This window comes from Flavobacterium sp. 9, from assembly GCF_002754195.1.
In the GTDB taxonomy this organism is placed as follows: domain Bacteria; phylum Bacteroidota; class Bacteroidia; order Flavobacteriales; family Flavobacteriaceae; genus Flavobacterium.
In genome coordinates this window covers 1024672-1040606 of the sequence record NZ_PEEU01000001.1, presented here as the reverse complement: position 1 = coordinate 1040606, position 15935 = coordinate 1024672, and the positions used below count along the sequence as shown (strand labels likewise).

13 protein-coding genes are annotated in these 15935 nt (G+C 33.4%); 2 read left to right on the top strand and 11 right to left on the bottom strand.

The window, feature by feature from the left end:
- Nucleotides 1–261: 261 nt before the first annotated feature.
- The 9 genes from CLU81_RS03630 to CLU81_RS03595 all read right to left on the bottom strand — a co-directional run bounded on the left by CLU81_RS03630 (nucleotide 262) and on the right by CLU81_RS03595 (nucleotide 10667).
- Nucleotides 262–990, bottom strand: coding sequence for a TIGR00730 family Rossman fold protein (locus CLU81_RS03630; protein WP_099708581.1), 729 nt, complete (start codon nucleotides 988–990; stop codon nucleotides 262–264).
- A 46-nt stretch (nucleotides 991–1036) separates the two neighbouring features.
- Nucleotides 1037–1186, bottom strand: coding sequence for a hypothetical protein (locus CLU81_RS26740; RefSeq protein ID WP_158235310.1), 150 nt, complete (start codon nucleotides 1184–1186; stop codon nucleotides 1037–1039).
- A 40-nt stretch (nucleotides 1187–1226) separates the two neighbouring features.
- Nucleotides 1227–1586: a cupin domain-containing protein gene (locus tag CLU81_RS03625; RefSeq protein WP_099708580.1), complete on the bottom strand. Its 360-nt coding sequence runs from the start codon at nucleotides 1584–1586 to the stop codon at nucleotides 1227–1229.
- Nucleotides 1587–1821: 235 nt separating this feature from the next.
- Nucleotides 1822–2442: a hypothetical protein gene (locus CLU81_RS03620; protein WP_099708579.1), complete on the bottom strand. Its 621-nt coding sequence runs from the start codon at nucleotides 2440–2442 to the stop codon at nucleotides 1822–1824.
- A 106-nt stretch (nucleotides 2443–2548) separates the two neighbouring features.
- A complete protein-coding gene (gene uvrA / locus CLU81_RS03615; protein WP_099708578.1) occupies nucleotides 2549–5383 on the bottom strand; it encodes an excinuclease ABC subunit UvrA in 2835 nt (944 codons plus the stop codon).
- 100 nt (nucleotides 5384–5483) lie between these two features.
- Nucleotides 5484–6437: a Fic family protein gene (locus tag CLU81_RS03610; protein WP_099708577.1), complete on the bottom strand. Its 954-nt coding sequence runs from the start codon at nucleotides 6435–6437 to the stop codon at nucleotides 5484–5486.
- A gap of 63 nt (nucleotides 6438–6500) precedes the next feature.
- The gene (locus tag CLU81_RS03605) at nucleotides 6501–8285 is read right to left on the bottom strand and encodes a chloride channel protein (protein ID WP_099708576.1); all 1785 of its coding nucleotides are present in this window, start codon (nucleotides 8283–8285) and stop codon (nucleotides 6501–6503) included.
- 75 nt (nucleotides 8286–8360) lie between these two features.
- Nucleotides 8361–10043 carry a gamma-glutamyltransferase gene (ggt, locus tag CLU81_RS03600; protein WP_099708575.1) on the bottom strand — a complete coding sequence of 561 codons (1683 nt, stop codon included), beginning with the start codon at nucleotides 10041–10043 and terminating at the stop codon, nucleotides 8361–8363.
- A 39-nt stretch (nucleotides 10044–10082) separates the two neighbouring features.
- Entirely contained in the window at nucleotides 10083–10667 is a 585-nt protein-coding gene (locus CLU81_RS03595) for an ACP phosphodiesterase (protein ID WP_099708574.1), read from the bottom strand.
- Between the two features lie 303 nt (nucleotides 10668–10970).
- On the opposite strand from CLU81_RS03595, the gene glmM reads away from it, so the two are divergent.
- Entirely contained in the window at nucleotides 10971–12359 is a 1389-nt protein-coding gene (gene glmM / locus CLU81_RS03590; protein ID WP_099708573.1) for a phosphoglucosamine mutase, read from the top strand.
- Between the two features lie 213 nt (nucleotides 12360–12572).
- On the opposite strand, the gene CLU81_RS03585 is transcribed toward glmM, so the two are convergent.
- Entirely contained in the window at nucleotides 12573–14057 is a 1485-nt protein-coding gene (locus CLU81_RS03585) for a glycosyl hydrolase (RefSeq protein WP_099708572.1), read from the bottom strand.
- A gap of 228 nt (nucleotides 14058–14285) precedes the next feature.
- On the bottom strand, nucleotides 14286–15158 hold the full coding sequence (locus tag CLU81_RS03580; RefSeq protein ID WP_099712655.1) for a lysophospholipid acyltransferase family protein: 873 nt from the start codon (nucleotides 15156–15158) through the stop codon (nucleotides 14286–14288).
- Nucleotides 15159–15269: 111 nt separating this feature from the next.
- On the opposite strand from CLU81_RS03580, the gene CLU81_RS03575 reads away from it, so the two are divergent.
- Nucleotides 15270–15908 (top strand): rhomboid family intramembrane serine protease, encoded by a 639-nt coding sequence (locus CLU81_RS03575; protein ID WP_099708571.1) that lies wholly within the window; start codon nucleotides 15270–15272, stop codon nucleotides 15906–15908.
- Nucleotides 15909–15935: the final 27 nt, after the last annotated feature.

The window sequence follows — 15935 nt, the reverse complement described above, 5'->3', positions numbered from 1 at the left end:
AAAACTAAAACAAATAATATAATTCTATAGATTGATTTCAAGGATAGTTCAGATATTGATGAATATAACTTAAGTTACGAGCGTATAGTTGTTTTGGTTTTATGTAAAAATAGCATAAAAAAAGCTGTTTTAAAAAACAGCTTTACTTTTTTGTAAGATTTAATGTAATTAAACATATAAGTGATCTAAGTTCATGTTATTTTAAGCATAGCATAACGTGAATTTAAATTAGTTTACATCATTTATATGTTTAAAATATTTTTAGAAATTTGGACTTAAGTCATATTTCTTGTAGAATTTATCTAATACGTCAACTACTTCATCTTCAGTATCTACGATTTTGAATAAGTTTAAATCTTCCGGGCTTACGGTATGCATTTTTTCAACCAAAACAGTTTTTACCCAGTCAATTAATCCAGACCAAAATTCAACACCAACTAAAATAATTGGGAATTTTCCAATTTTCTTAGTCTGAATCAAAGTGATCGCTTCAAACATTTCGTCAAGAGTTCCAAAACCACCTGGCATAACCACAAAACCTTGCGAATATTTAACGAACATAACTTTTCTCACAAAGAAATAATCGAAATTCAGGTTTTTATCGTGGTCAATATAAGGGTTAAAATGCTGTTCAAAAGGCAATTCGATATTCAAACCAACCGAAGTTCCGCCTCCTAAATGTGCACCTTTATTTCCGGCTTCCATGATTCCGGGACCACCTCCTGTGATCACACCGTAACCAGCTTTACTGATTTTGAATGCAATTTTTTCCGCCAATAAATAATACTTATCATCTGGTTTTGTTCGCGCCGATCCAAAAATCGATACACAAGGACCAATACGTCCCATGCTTTCATAACCGTTTACAAATTCGGCCATGATTTTAAAAATCGCCCAGCTGTCATTTGTTCTAATTTCATTCCACGTTTTTTGTTTCAAACGGTCCTGAATTACTTTGTCCTCATCATTATCAAAATCTTCTAATCTCATTTTAGGTATTTTAATTATTTATATTTTTATTTCTAGCTGTGTCGTTTTAAATTGTCATCTCAAGTTTAGTCGAAGGAGAAGGAGCTATTTCCTGCTGTCCACTATATTCCCGATAAACAAAAACTACGGCTAAAAAGCCTTGTTTTTCTAAATCGGAAGATGCCATTCCCATCAGGGCTAGGGCATCGGTTTTCAATTGAAATATTGTTTTATAAAAAAGAAAAATTCTCTTTTAATTAATAGGTTTGTTCTTCAATTGATTTTGTAATGTTGCTTTTAACTTTTCCGGTATGTTCAGTAGTTTTCGATTCAATCAGCATTATAGAACATTCCTCAACCGATGAAACCCGGTGATTTACACCTTTTTTTACAACGAATAAATCACCTTTTTTCATCGTGAAAGAAGCTTCGTTTTCAATTTCCATTAAAAGTTCACCCTCTATAATGTAAAATAATTCGTCTTCATTCTCGTGATTATGCCACGGAACTTCCTGACCTTTTATTTTAGCCACTTTAATATATTGATCGTTTACTTCATCAATAATTTTAGGCGAAAAATATCGGTCTACACCAGTTAATTTGTCTTTTAGATTCATGGATTTTATCTTACTCTTTGCCAGAATTAAAAGCTTTGGCAAAAAGGGCGTACTAAATTACTGCTTTTTTCGAGAATTGTTACAGAAATGCGTATTTATTAATTAAAATGTAACATTTAAAATAGGATCATTCTTATGTTCTTATTCATTATCAATAGATTGGAGTGTGTAATGAATTGTTTTATTTTTGAACGGAATAATTAGTCACTTTGTATTTTTTGAGTATTCTTATTTCTTAGTTGAAATATATAAAATCAGTGTATCTATTTATATTATATTTTGCTTTAAATTTTTGTAATTCTGTATAATCTAATAATGGTATAATTATACTTTCATCTTTAATTCTCTTGGATAGATATAGTTTTGGTAAAATTATTTTTTCAAAATAATCCCATAAGAAATTGAATTCTTTAGAAGTATCGATGTAAAAAAGATATTTATGAGTTACGCCTTGAAAAGCAAATGATATATAATTTTCGATTCCGTGATATTTACCATCTTCATCTTTCCATTTACCGTTAAATGCAATTATGTTTATTTTTATGTTCTCTAAATCATTCCAATTGTATAAAACAGATTCTTCGTCTTCCCAAATTTCTACTTCATTCTCAGTAAAACATATGAATTTGTTTTTTTGAATTATTTTTAAGGTTGTGAATTTATAATCTGTAAAATGGTTAAATGTCAACATTCCAAAGAAACCAAACGGTAGACTTAAACAATAGAATCCTTGTGCGGTGAAAACACCATAAGAAAAAGGAAGAAAAATAAAAGCAATTAAAAACAAACTTAAAAAACGTTCTAATTTTGTTGGATTTGCATGAATTACAAGTGGAAACGTTAATTTATCGTTCATTAAAAAAACTGTTTTTTATTTCTTCATTTTTTATGCGTTTCAAATCTTTGTCAAAGTTTTAAACTTTGGCAAAGGTATTGTCGAGCAAAGATTTTCCTGTAAAGATTTACGCTTCTAATTCCTTTTTCAAAAACTTCGCCGTATAGCTTTTTTTGCTTTTTGCTACTTCTTCAGGAGTTCCTTTTGCGATTAATTGTCCGCCGCCTTTTCCGCCTTCAGGGCCAATATCTATAATATAATCGGCAAGTTTAATTACGTCCATGTTATGTTCGATAACAAGGATTGTATTTCCTTTATCGACCAATTTATTGATTACATCCATTAAAACACGAATATCTTCAAAATGCAATCCGGTTGTAGGTTCATCCAGAATATAAAATGTATTTCCGGTGTCTTTTTTGGACAATTCTCCGGCAAGTTTTATACGTTGCGCTTCACCACCAGAAAGCGTTGTACTTTGCTGACCAAGCGTAATATATCCTAAACCAACATCTTGAATTGTTTTTACTTTTCTGTAAATCTTAGGAATGTTTTCAAAGAACGGAACTGCTTCGTCAACCGTCATATTCAATACATCCGAAATTGATTTTCCTTTATATCTAATTTCTAAAGTTTCTCTATTGAAACGTTTTCCCTGACACGTTTCGCATTCTACATAAACATCTGGTAAAAAGTTCATTTCAATCGTACGAACACCAGAACCTTCGCAGGTTTCGCAACGTCCGCCTTTTACATTAAAACTAAAACGTCCCGCTTTATAACCACGAATCATACTTTCAGAAGTCATCGTAAACAAGTTTCTGATTTCGGTAAAAACTTCCGTATAAGTCGCTGGATTTGAACGTGGAGTTCTCCCAATCGGACTTTGGTCAATATCAATTACTTTATCAATATGTTCAAGACCTTCAATTTTTTTATAAGGTTGTGGTTTTTTTACACCATTAAAATAATAAGCGTTCAAAATAGGGTAGAGCGTCTCATTGATCAAAGTCGATTTTCCACTTCCTGAAACTCCCGTTACGCAAATCAATTGTCCTAAAGGCAATTCGATGGAAACATTTTTTAGGTTGTTTCCTGTTGCTCCGGTCAATTTCAAAAACTTTCCGTTTCCTTTTCTTCGCTCTTTCGGAATCTCTAATTTCATTGTACCGTTCAAATATTGAGCAGTAATTGTGTTAGATTTTAAAGTTTCCGCCGGAGTTCCAATGCTAATAATTTCTCCTCCATATTTACCTGCTTTTGGACCAATATCAATCACGTAATCAGCGGTTTCGATCATGTCTTTGTCGTGTTCTACAACAATAACCGAATTTCCAATATCACGTAATTGTTCCAAAGATTTAATCAATTTTTCATTGTCTCTTTGGTGTAAACCGATACTTGGCTCATCCAGAATATATAAAACACCAACTAATTGAGAACCAATTTGTGTCGCTAATCGAATACGTTGTGCTTCACCTCCCGAAAGTGATTTTGAACTTCGGCTTAAAGCCAAATAATTCAAACCAACATTCATCAGGAAGTTCAAACGATCTTTTATTTCTTTAACTACTTCTGAAGCAATCAAAAGTTGTTTGTCTGTTAAATGTGTATTTAAATCCTGAAACCAAGCCGTTAAATCTGAAATATCCATATCACACAATTCAGTGATATTTTTTCCATTAACTCTAAAAAACTGAGCTTCTTTTTTAAGACGAGAACCTTCGCAAACCGGACAATTTATTTCGTCCATGAAATCTTTTGCCCAACGTTTTATAGTGGTTGATGCGCTTTCGTCATATTGATTTTTGATAAAATGTGAAATTCCTTCAAAATCAATTTTATAATCGCGTGTTACGCCTAAATCTTTTGAATTTACAGTGAATTTTTCTTTCCCGCCATGTAAAATCATATTCATGGCTTCTTCCGGAATCTTCTCAATTGCATCTGTTAATTTGAAGCCGTATTTTTCTCCAATAACTTCTAATTGTTTGAAAATCCAAGATGATTTATATTCGCCAAGCGGAGCAAAACCTCCTGCTTTAATAGATAATTTAGGATTCGGAATAATTTTTTTAACATTGATTTCATGAACTGTTCCCAATCCATTACAATGCGGACAAGCTCCTTTTGGAGAGTTGAACGAAAATAAATTTGGTTCTGGATTCTGATATGAAATTCCAGTTGTTGGACACATTAAATTTCTACTGAAATAACGTACTTCGTTTGTATCCTGATCAAGAATCATCAAGACGTTTTCGCCATGATGCATTGCCGTATTAATACTTTCAGCCAATCTTTTTTGATTGTCTTCCGTATTTTCGATCAGCATTCTGTCTACAACAATTTCAATATCATGGGTTTTGTAACGGTCTAATTTCATTCCTGAAACTAAATCCTGAACTTCACCATTAACACGAACTTTCAAGAAACCTTGTTTGGTAATTTGCTGGAATAATTCGGCATAATGACCTTTTCTTGCTCTAATAATAGGAGCTAGAATATTGATTCGTTTCCCGTTAAAATCCTGCATGATCAGATCTTTAATCTGTTCATCAGAATAAGAAACCATTTTCTCGCCTGTGTTGTAACTATAAGCGTCAGCACCACGAGCATATAAAAGTCTCAGGAAATCATATATTTCAGTAATAGTTCCAACGGTAGAACGCGGGCTTTTACTGGTTGTTTTTTGTTCAATTGCGATTACAGGCGAAAGTCCGTCAATTTTATCTACATCAGGACGCTCTAAACCACCAAGAAACTGCCTGGCATAAGCCGAGAATGTTTCAACATAACGACGCTGTCCTTCAGCATAAATGGTATCAAACGCCAAAGATGATTTCCCCGAACCAGAAAGACCGGTAATTACAACCAGTTTTTCACGCGGAATAGAAATATCGATATTTTTCAGATTATGAACTCTTGCACCAAGAACTTCAATAGTATTGTCTTTTTCTAACATAAATTTGAGCAAAACGCAAAGTTACCACTTTGATTTGTTCTTTTTGTGCTCGATAGCAAAAGTTTATGTTACAAATAGTAACAAAAAACACTAACCTAAGTTAGCGTTTTCTTTTTCGGGTTGCCATATATTCTTCGATGGCCTCTTTGGTTGTGTACCAGTTTCGACCTTCTTTATAAGCGTCTATTTTTCCGGTTCTGGCTAGTAAACTGACGTATTCCTGACCATAAGGAGTTTCTGGCTCGCTTACAATATTTTGTATGGGTTGATAATCATAAGTACTTCCCGGCATTGAACTTAAGTATATATTAAGTGTACGTTCCAGCGCCTGACACATCAAAAGTGTTAGTTTCTGATAATTACCGCCATTAGCCTGATTAAGTGCTTCGTAATATTTTTTTCGATCATTTTTGAGGATAATTGCCGGAGGAAAACCACAACGCATCAATAATAAATTCATACTCAAACGAACTGTACGACCGTTTCCATCAAAGAAAGGATGAATCCAGACTAGTTTATGATGATAAATCGTAGCCAGTTCAATATCGTTTAAACCCAGAGGATTTGTATTGACAAAATCAATTAATTCATCTAAGTAATCTGAAACTTTATTGGCATTTGGAGGCATGAAATTAGCGCCTGAAATACGAACACCACCGTTTCGTAAACGTCCTGCAAAATCATCTTCGATAGAGCGTAAAACCAATCCGTGTATCGAAAGGATATCGATGCTTCGAAGGTTATAATTATCGTCGACAATTGAATATAAATAATCAATTGCTTTATCGTGATTGTGAGTTTCGAAATGTTCTCTGAGTGATTTTCCTTTTATAGTAATACCTTCCTGAATTACCATTTGGGTTTCTCGCAAACTCATAGTATTTCCTTCGATGCTATTGGAGTTATAGGTCCACTCTAGTGATAAGCTCTCGCGTATTTTGTGCAAAGCAATATTGGGCAATGGTCTGCTGTTTTGCAAATCAAGCCTTTTTTGGTACAATCTGTCAAATGTCGATTGAAATTCTTCTCTGTATGTTAGGTCAATGTTCCACATATTCCTACAAATATACTTCTTAATATCGGATAACTAAAATTTTTAACTTATCCGATATTAAGCTTATTCTATTGTCATAGAACGCAGCTTAGTTCTATAGGCTTCAAGTGCTATAGATTTGGAAATAAATCCATAATATTTATCATTTCGGATAACCGGAAGAAAGGCTGTTTTTGATTTTTCGAACTTACTCATTACTATTTCCATACTGTCAAAAGACGAAATAGTGGCTGCCGGAGTTTTCATTACATCTTTAATCAAGGTATATTTTACGCGATAAGTATTGAAGATAATTTCGCGGATATCATTAAAATGAACGATACCAACCAATTCTTTTTCATTGTTTACAACGGCAAATACAACTTGATTTGAATGTGAAATTAAATCAACCAGTTTGCTTAAGTTTTCTTCGGGATGTACAGTCAGATAATCACATTGAATTATAGTGTCAATATCTAAAGTAGATAAAATGTTTGAATCTTTATTACTGGTAAAAGCGTGACCTTTTTTTGCAAGACCTTTTACGTCAAGAGAATATTTCTCGAAACGTTTAGAAATCGCAAAACTTATTGATGAAACAATCATAAGAGGAATCATCAGGCTGTAACCACCAGTAATTTCGGCAATTAAGAAAATAGCGGTTAATGGCGCGTGAAATAATCCGCTCAAAATACCTGCCATTCCAACCATTGTAAAGTTGCTTATTGGCAATTTAGCTAAACCAATTAAAGTGAAGAATTTAGAGAAAAAATACCCTAAATATGATCCTAAAAATAGGGATGGAGCAAAGTTTCCACCGTTTCCGCCACTTCCTAGTGTTAATGCTGAAGCAAATACTTTTACCATCATTGTAGCACCTACAAAAAGCAGTAAAACCCACTGATTGTTTCTAAAATCGCCAAACAATGTATTGTCTAATATTTTTCCAGGATCTGATTCTGAAAGTGTTTTGATACTTTCGTAACCTTCACCAAAAAGAGTTGGAAAAATGAAAATTAATAATGCCAATAATGAAGAACCAATTAATGCTTTTCTGTACGCACCGATTTTCATTTTAGAAAAATAATGCTCTACTCTTTGAAAATTTCGGGCGTAATAAACGGCCATAAAACCGGTTAATAATCCTAAAAGAACATAAAATGGAATATTATGATAATTAAAAGCTTCTTGTTTTTTGAAAGATAATAAGATCGTTTCATCCAGAACAATTGCAGAAACCAAAGCACCTGTAGCCGCCGAAATCATAATAGGAGTAAAGGCCGAAATACTTACATCGACCAATAAAACTTCTATTGCAAACAAAACTCCTGCAATTGGAGCGTTAAAAGCTGCCGAAATTCCTGCTGCAACACCGCAACCAATCAATAATGTTCTGTCTTTATAAGGTAGTTTATAATTCTGGGCAAAGTTTGATCCAAAAGCTGCTCCTGTAATTACGATCGGGCTTTCTAAACCCGCAGAACCTCCCAAACCTACTGTAAGTGAAGAAGTAACAATTTGCGCATACATTTGTTTCTTCGGGATGATACTTGCTTTTTTAGCAACAGCGTATAAAATTTGCGAAGTTCCCTTTTCTATAGATCCGTTTAGAACTCTTTTGATTACAAAAACAGTTAGTACGATACCGATAATTGGCAAAATACTGTTGATGAAACTTAACTTTAAGATTCCGTTGATATAAGTCGCAAAAGAGAAAACACTATGCGCAAAAGTTTTTAAAACGATTACGGCCAAAGAACAAGAAATACCAATTAAAACACTTGATAAAAAAATAAATTGCTTTGGCGTCATCAATGACTGTCCTAAAGCGATAATGCTTTCTAGTTTTCTAAAATATTTTTTTAGCATTCTGTTTGTAAAGAGTTAGGGAAACCACAAATTTAGTTCATAATGTTGTAATATAAATGAAAATTGGAAACTAAATTAAAATCCAACTGCTGTGTCATCTCCACGGAAATCGGCACCACCTTCAAGATTTTTGTTTGGTAAAACCAAAATACAATCCAATTTTCCAATTACCGGAGTTGTTTTTTCGTTGATTAAATATCCTTTTGCTTTTAGTTTATCTATCGTTGTTGTGTCAAAAGCATTTGGCTCAAAAGTAATTAAATCCGGAAGCCATTGATGATGAAAACGTGGTGCATTTACAGCTTCCTGCATGCTCAAATTATATTCATAAACATTTAGAATCGCTTGCAAAACAGTTGTAATAATCGTCGAACCTCCAGGCGAACCAACAACCATAAACAAGTTTCCGTCTTTTTCAACAATAGTTGGCGTCATTGAACTTAACATTCTTTTTTTCGGAGCGATACTATTGGCTTCATTTCCTACTAAACCAAACATATTTGGAGATCCTGGTTTTGCACTAAAATCGTCCATTTCGTTGTTTAAAAAGAAACCTAATTCATCACAATAATATTTAGACCCAAAACCGTCATTTATTGTCGTAGTTGCTGCAACAGCATTTCCCTGAGCGTCTACAATAGAGTAATGTGTAGTTTCTGTACTTTCATTATACGTTACTTTCCCTTCTTTTATATCAGATGATAAACTGGCTTTGTTGGTATTAAAACTTGACATTCTGTCTTTTAAATATGTGTCAGATAATAAAGCATTAATTGGAATTTTTACAAAATCAGGATCGCCCAAAAACTGACTTCTGTCTGCATAAGCTCTTCTTTCAGCTTCAACAATTACCTGAATAGATTCTTCAGAATTGTGTCCCATTTTTGATAAATCATATGGAGCGATCATTTTCATGATTTGTGCCAGACATATTCCGCCGCTGCTTGGAGGCGACATTGACGTGATTTTTAAATTTTTATAATTAAATTGTAATGGTTTTCTCCATTTTGCTTCATAAGTAGCTAAATCTTTTAGCGTAATAATTCCGCCTCTTTTTTGAAGATATTCTACTAAAATTTTGGCAGTTTTACCTTTATAGAATTCATCTTTTCCGTTTTTTAGAATACGTTTCAAAGTATTGGCTAAAGCAGGATATTTGATCGTATCATTTTCTTTGAATTTCCCTGCCATAAGCGTATTTGGACCATTTGCCTTTACAATTGCATCATGATAAGCTTCTAATTGTTTTTGCTGTTTTAGCGTAACAATTACACCTCTTTCGGCAAGAGCAATAACAGGTTTTAAAATTTCGGACATTGGTAATGAACCTAATTTTTTATGAACAGCAAAAACTCCTGCAACTGTTCCGGGAACACCAATTGCTAAAGCGGTTTCGGTACTTTTTCCTTTGATTACATTTCCGTCTTTATCCAAAAACATATCTTTTGTTGCTGCTAGCGGAGCTTTTTCGCGATAATCTAATGATCCAACTTCGCCATTTGCTTTTCGATAAACCATAAATCCACCGCCGCCAATATTTCCTGCATACGGAAAAGCAACTGCTAAAGCTAATTCGGTGGCAACCATTGCATCAAACGCATTTCCGCCTTTTTTCATAATGTCCGCTCCAATTTTTGAAGCTTCCTGACGTGCCGAAACAACCATTGCCTTTGTAGCTACTAAACCCGTTGGTTTTACAGCTTCCTGAGCAGAACAATAAAAAGAAATAAAGCTGAATAATAATGTGATTTTTTTCATAAAAAGTATTGTAATATGTTTTCTGGAATCGGTTAGATTCTATAAGGAAAGTCTTTTTTGTTTGGCTTGAGCTTGCATATCTTCAAAGAAAAGATCAAATTCGGATTCAAATTCGGCATAAAAATCTTTGAGTTCCTGAGTCGCAAATTGCATTTTGGATTGATTTTTTGATCTTCGATCCATTTGTGTTAAAATATGCTGAATTCCTTCCGTGGTTTGATAACTCCAAAGCCAGTTTTCTCTAATCATGGTTGGCATTAAGTTCTGTGTTCTTTCCGTTAGAATAGGATAATTTTCATGTAATGATTTATAAAACCGATTAATGAAAAGATCCAGTTTTTCATCGGAATATTTTGCCCAGTTTTTTGCCAAAAAATGATCGTAAACAATATCTACGATTACGCCGGCATAATGATGGTATTTTTCGTGTAAACGCTTGGTACTTTGCCTGAAAATATCGTGAGAATCTGTATAAGTGTCTATAAAACGATGTAAAATAATTCCTTTTTGGACATCCTCAGGAAAATGTTCAAATTGTTTTCCGCGAATTCCATCGGCCATAAAATTGCCAATTTTAATTAAATCATTTTCACCTGAAAGATATATATGGGCTAGGAAATTCATTTTTTGTGAGGTGCTAAGGTTCTGAGGTGCTAAGTTTCTAAGTTTTTTTAGTTATTGTCCCAAAATTTCGGGACTTAAAGGCAAAGAGACTAAGTTTGTTTTAGTAAAAGTATGAAAACTTTTTCAGATCGGTTTTATAATAAGAACATGCAATATAAACTTAACATTTTAGTTTATTTAAAATCTCAGAAACTTAGCATCTTAGCCACTTAGCATCTTTTTTAAAAAATCTTAGCACCTTAGCATCTAAGTAACTCAGCAACTTTTTTATATTTGTACTAAAAATAACCATAACTCACAAAAATGACTTTAATAAAATCAATTTCAGGTATACGAGGAACAATCGGTGGAAAAGTTGGAGATAACCTGACTCCTGTTGATGCTGTAAAATTTGCATCGGCATATGGTACTTTTCTGAAAAACAATACTTCAAAAGAAAAATTAACGGTTGTAATTGGTCGTGATGCCAGAATTTCTGGACCGATGATTCACAATCTTGTAGTAAATACTTTAATAGGTTTAGGAATTAATGTAATTGATCTTGGACTTTCTACAACGCCAACTGTAGAAGTTGCTGTCCCATTAGAAAAAGCTGATGGTGGAATTATCCTGACAGCTTCTCACAATCCAAAACAATGGAATGCTTTGAAATTACTGAATGAAAAAGGGGAATTTTTAAGCGGTGCAGAAGGAGCTAAAATTTTAGAAATTGCAGAAGCTGAGGCTTTCGATTTCTCGGATGTTGATAATTTAGGCGAAATTACAATCAATGATGCATATATGGATATCCACATTGACGAAGTTTTAAACTTGCCATTAGTAGATGTTGAAGCTGTAAAAGCTGCAAAATTTAAAGTGGTTGTTGATGGTGTAAATTCTTCAGGTGGAATTATTATTCCAAGATTATTAGAATTAATGGGCGTTGAAGTTGTAAAATTATATTGCGAACCAAACGGACATTTTCCTCATAATCCAGAGCCTTTAAAAGAGCATTTAACTGATATTTCTGAATTGGTAGTTAAAGAAAAAGCGCATCTTGGAGTTGTTGTAGATCCTGATGTTGATCGTTTGGCTTTTATCAGCGAAGATGGAGAAATGTTTGGAGAAGAGTATACTTTGGTGGCTTGCGCCGATTATGTTTTGAGTAAAACTCCTGGAAATACAGTTTCGAATATGTCATCGTCTCGCGCTTTGCGTGATGTAACAGTTGCTCACGGTGGAAAATATGAAGCCAGTGCAGTAGGAGAGGTGAATGTTGTGGAATTAATGAAAAAGAATAACGCTATTATTGGTGGTGAAGGTAACGGTGGAATTATCTATCCTGAATCTCATTACGGACGTGATAGTTTGGTTGGAGTAGCTTTATTTTTAACGCATTTAGCGAATAAAAAAATGTCAGTTTCGGCATTGAGAGCTTCATATCCTGAATATTATATGAGCAAAAACAAAATTGAATTAACTCCACAAATTGATGTTGATGCGATTTTGGTTGCTATGACTGAAAAATATAAAAACGAAGATATCACGACAATTGATGGTGTAAAAATTGATTTTGCTACAGAATGGGTACATTTAAGAAAATCAAATACAGAACCAATTATCAGAATCTATACTGAAGCTCCTTCTCAGGAAAAAGCTGATGTTTTGGCTCTTCGAATTATTGATGAGATAAAAGCAATTGCAGGGATTTAATTTACGGCAATTCATTATAAAAAAAACACCTCTTTCAAATTAATGAAAGAGGTGTTTTTTTGTAAAACGTATTTAAAAATTTAACCGCAAAGTGTGCAAAGGTTTTTCGCAAAGTACGCAAAGCTAAATCAATATAAAGCTTTGCGAACTTTGTGTTTGCTATGCGCAAAGTAAAACTAAAAACTTTGCGCACTTTGCGGTAAAACTTCAATCTTAGTCTTTGATGATTTTCAAGGATTTTTTTACGGAACCATAACTTACTGTTAAAATATAAATTCCTGTTGAAAGTTTATCTCCAATTTTAATATCTTCATTTGTGTAATAAGAGTTTGAAGAGAAACAAAGTGTTCCTTTCATGTCGACAATTTTTATTGACAACGGTTCTGTATCTACAGATTTTATATGAAGTATAGATTGATTTTTAACAGGATTAGGATAAATGGTAAAAGTATCTTTTTCGAAAGTTGGATCGTTTACACCTAAATTTGCCTGAGCAACATCAATGTAATTAAAATTCATATCATTTGATTTGAATTTAATCTTCAAATAAACTTGTCCTTTAGGCAATGTAATCCCACTTACTATTTTATCTGCAAAGGTTTGATATCCGCCAGTTATTGGAAAAGTTTCACCAGTTTTTACGACAATATCATTTACGATAATATCAAATTTTCCTGTAATTGTTGGCGAAGCAACTCTAAAAGTCAGATTATAAGTTCCGGCATTGGCAACATTTAGTTGGAATTCGTTCCAGTCGCCTTCATTTATAAAACATACATTTTGACCAGTTCCTGAGTCTGTTGTGTTTTGCAAGCCGGTACCACTTCTGCGATAATGTTTGTTGGCAATAATTCTTCCCGGAACATTTATCTTTTTATCGGTATAAGAAGCATTTATATATTCTGTGCCAATTGGTTTCAAAACCCCTCTTTCCGGAGCAAGAAGTTGTCCTTCAAGCATATCTGTCCAGGTTGCAGGAACTCTTCCTGTAAACCATGAATATCTGTAAATATCAGGATCGTTTTCAAAACTGGTTAGAATTTCTTTCATAAACGCAATTTTTTCGGCAGAAGTCTGAATAACTCTGTTCGCAAATTCAGTTACCCAAACAGGTTTACGGTATTTTTTAAGAAGTCCCGTAACGCCAATAACTGCTCCAGCTGAACTATCATAAGTGTGAAAAGCAATATAATCGACTTTGCATTTTGGACAGATAGCAAAAAACTGATCGTGCCACGCAACTGGATCCGAAAAACCACCATAATTATCAGGACCATTGTAAGCAGGTGAAGCACTTACAATTTCAAGATTTTTGGCGGCAGCGATTTTTTCTACATTTGCCCAAGCGTTTACAGCTTCCTGAGGCGTTAATCTTGCGCCATCATTAAAATTAGGTTCATTAAAAGCAAGTAAATATTTCGCGCCTGGTTTTATTTTATTTATAAAAGCTTGTACGTCAGCATCACTGACGGCATTCCAAGTCATTGGAACATATTCTACACCAATAGATTCATAATTTGTGTTGGTATCATTTTCAGGTAAAGATCCCCAATTGTACCACCATGAAACTCCGGGTTTTAAGGCTAATAAATCAGATGTTGAGTTATTGCCATAAGCAATTCCGCGTTTTGGACTTTGAGCAAAAGAAGCATTGGAAATCGAAATTATGATAAATGTAAAAAGTAGGTTTTTAATCATGATTACTAGGTTTGATTTGGGTTTGGAGTAATAAATTTTCTAACTCCAAATTTATGTTGTTTGTGTAATTTTTGATTTTTCCTGACTAAGGAAAAAATATTACAAAAACACATCAAAATCAGTTTTCAGCAGATCAAATAGTATGTTTAATTGTTTTGTTGTTTTTCGAAAAGAAAAAGGTCAAAAAAAGAATGTTACTTTTTTTGACCTTTTTGTTATTATGAAAGATTATTCAACACGATGTTTCCATCTTTTGTGCGTCCATAAATAAAATTCGGGAGCTTCATAAATTTGTTTTTCAACTTCTCTTAGATATTTTTCGGTGATTTCGAAATTTTCATAATCTTTTGGATTATCTGCAATTGGAATAATTGTAGCTTCATAATAACCACGGCGTACTTTTTTTACTTTTACAAAAACAACGCTTAAATCGTATTTTTTTGCCAGCATTTCGGCGCCTGTATGTACAGGAACTTCAACTCCCATAAACTTCATAGAATGAAAAATCCTGTCAAGTTTTGGCGATTGATCACTTGCTAAACCGTACATACTTAAAATTCCGTCACGCTGATTTTGAGCCATTGTTGGAATTGCTTTTCTGGTTTCAATCAATTCTGTGTCAAATCTGGAACGAATTTTTCGAACCAATTTATCAAAGTATGGATTTGCTACTTTTTTGTAAACGGCAATTCCGCGAAAATCAATTTTAGGATTAATCGTCAAAAGCCATTCATAGCTTGCGTAGTGGGAAGCTACAAGAATAACGCTTTTGCCTTTTTTTGCATATTCGTTTACAAGATCAATATTCGTTACTTTAAATCTTCTGTCCATTTCTTCTGCCGAAATACTCATGGTTTTGATCATTTCAAGAAACATATCGCACATATGCTGGTAGAATTTCTTTTCGATCTCTTTTCTTTCTGCATCATTTAGGTGTGGCAAAGCCAATGCTAGGTTCGCACGAACAACTTTCTTGCGGTAACCTACGATTCTGTAAATAATGAAATAGACTACATCAGAAAAACAATAAAATATTCGAAAAGGAAGAATTGAGATTAGCCAAAGAAAAGGATAGGCTAATATATAAACGAGAAATTGCATGTATTTTTTTTTACAAATATAAATTAAAAATGAATAACCATTGATATTTTGCTTTGACGCTAACATATGTTTAAGAATGACTATATTTACAATTCACATTAAATGTTTTTTATGAATACCATTTTAGTTGGAATTATAGTAGCTAATGCTTTGATTAGTTACAAAGGTTTTAATGATCTTTCTTTTTTTAGAAAATACGAGTTTCATGTTGGAAGTATTCGTTCCGGAGAACAAATCAGAATGCTTTCGTCGGGATTTTTGCATGTTGATATGATGCATTTAATTTTTAACATGCTAACACTTTGGTTCTTTGCGCCGGTTGTAATACAATGGTTGGGAACTATTTCTTTTGTTTTAGTTTATTTTGGAAGTTTAATCTTCGGAAGTTTGTTAACGATGCTTTTTCATAAAAATGATTATAGTTATCGTGCCGTTGGAGCTTCGGGAGCAGTTACGGGAGTTTTGTATTCTGCGATATTGCTTCAGCCGGATATGATGTTAGGAATTTTCTTTGTCATACCAATACCGGCATATTTATTCGGAATTTTATATTTATTGTATTCTATATATGGAATGCGTGCCAAAAATGATAACATTGGACATACAGCACACTTTGGAGGTGCCATAGGAGGTTATTTGATAACTTTGATAAAAGAACCTTCATTATTTGCTGATCATACTTTAATGGTTGTTCTCTTGGCAATCCCTATTTTTATACTTTTCGTAATGGCAAAATTGGGAAAACTATAATTAATGGCACAACTTTTGAAAAGTCAT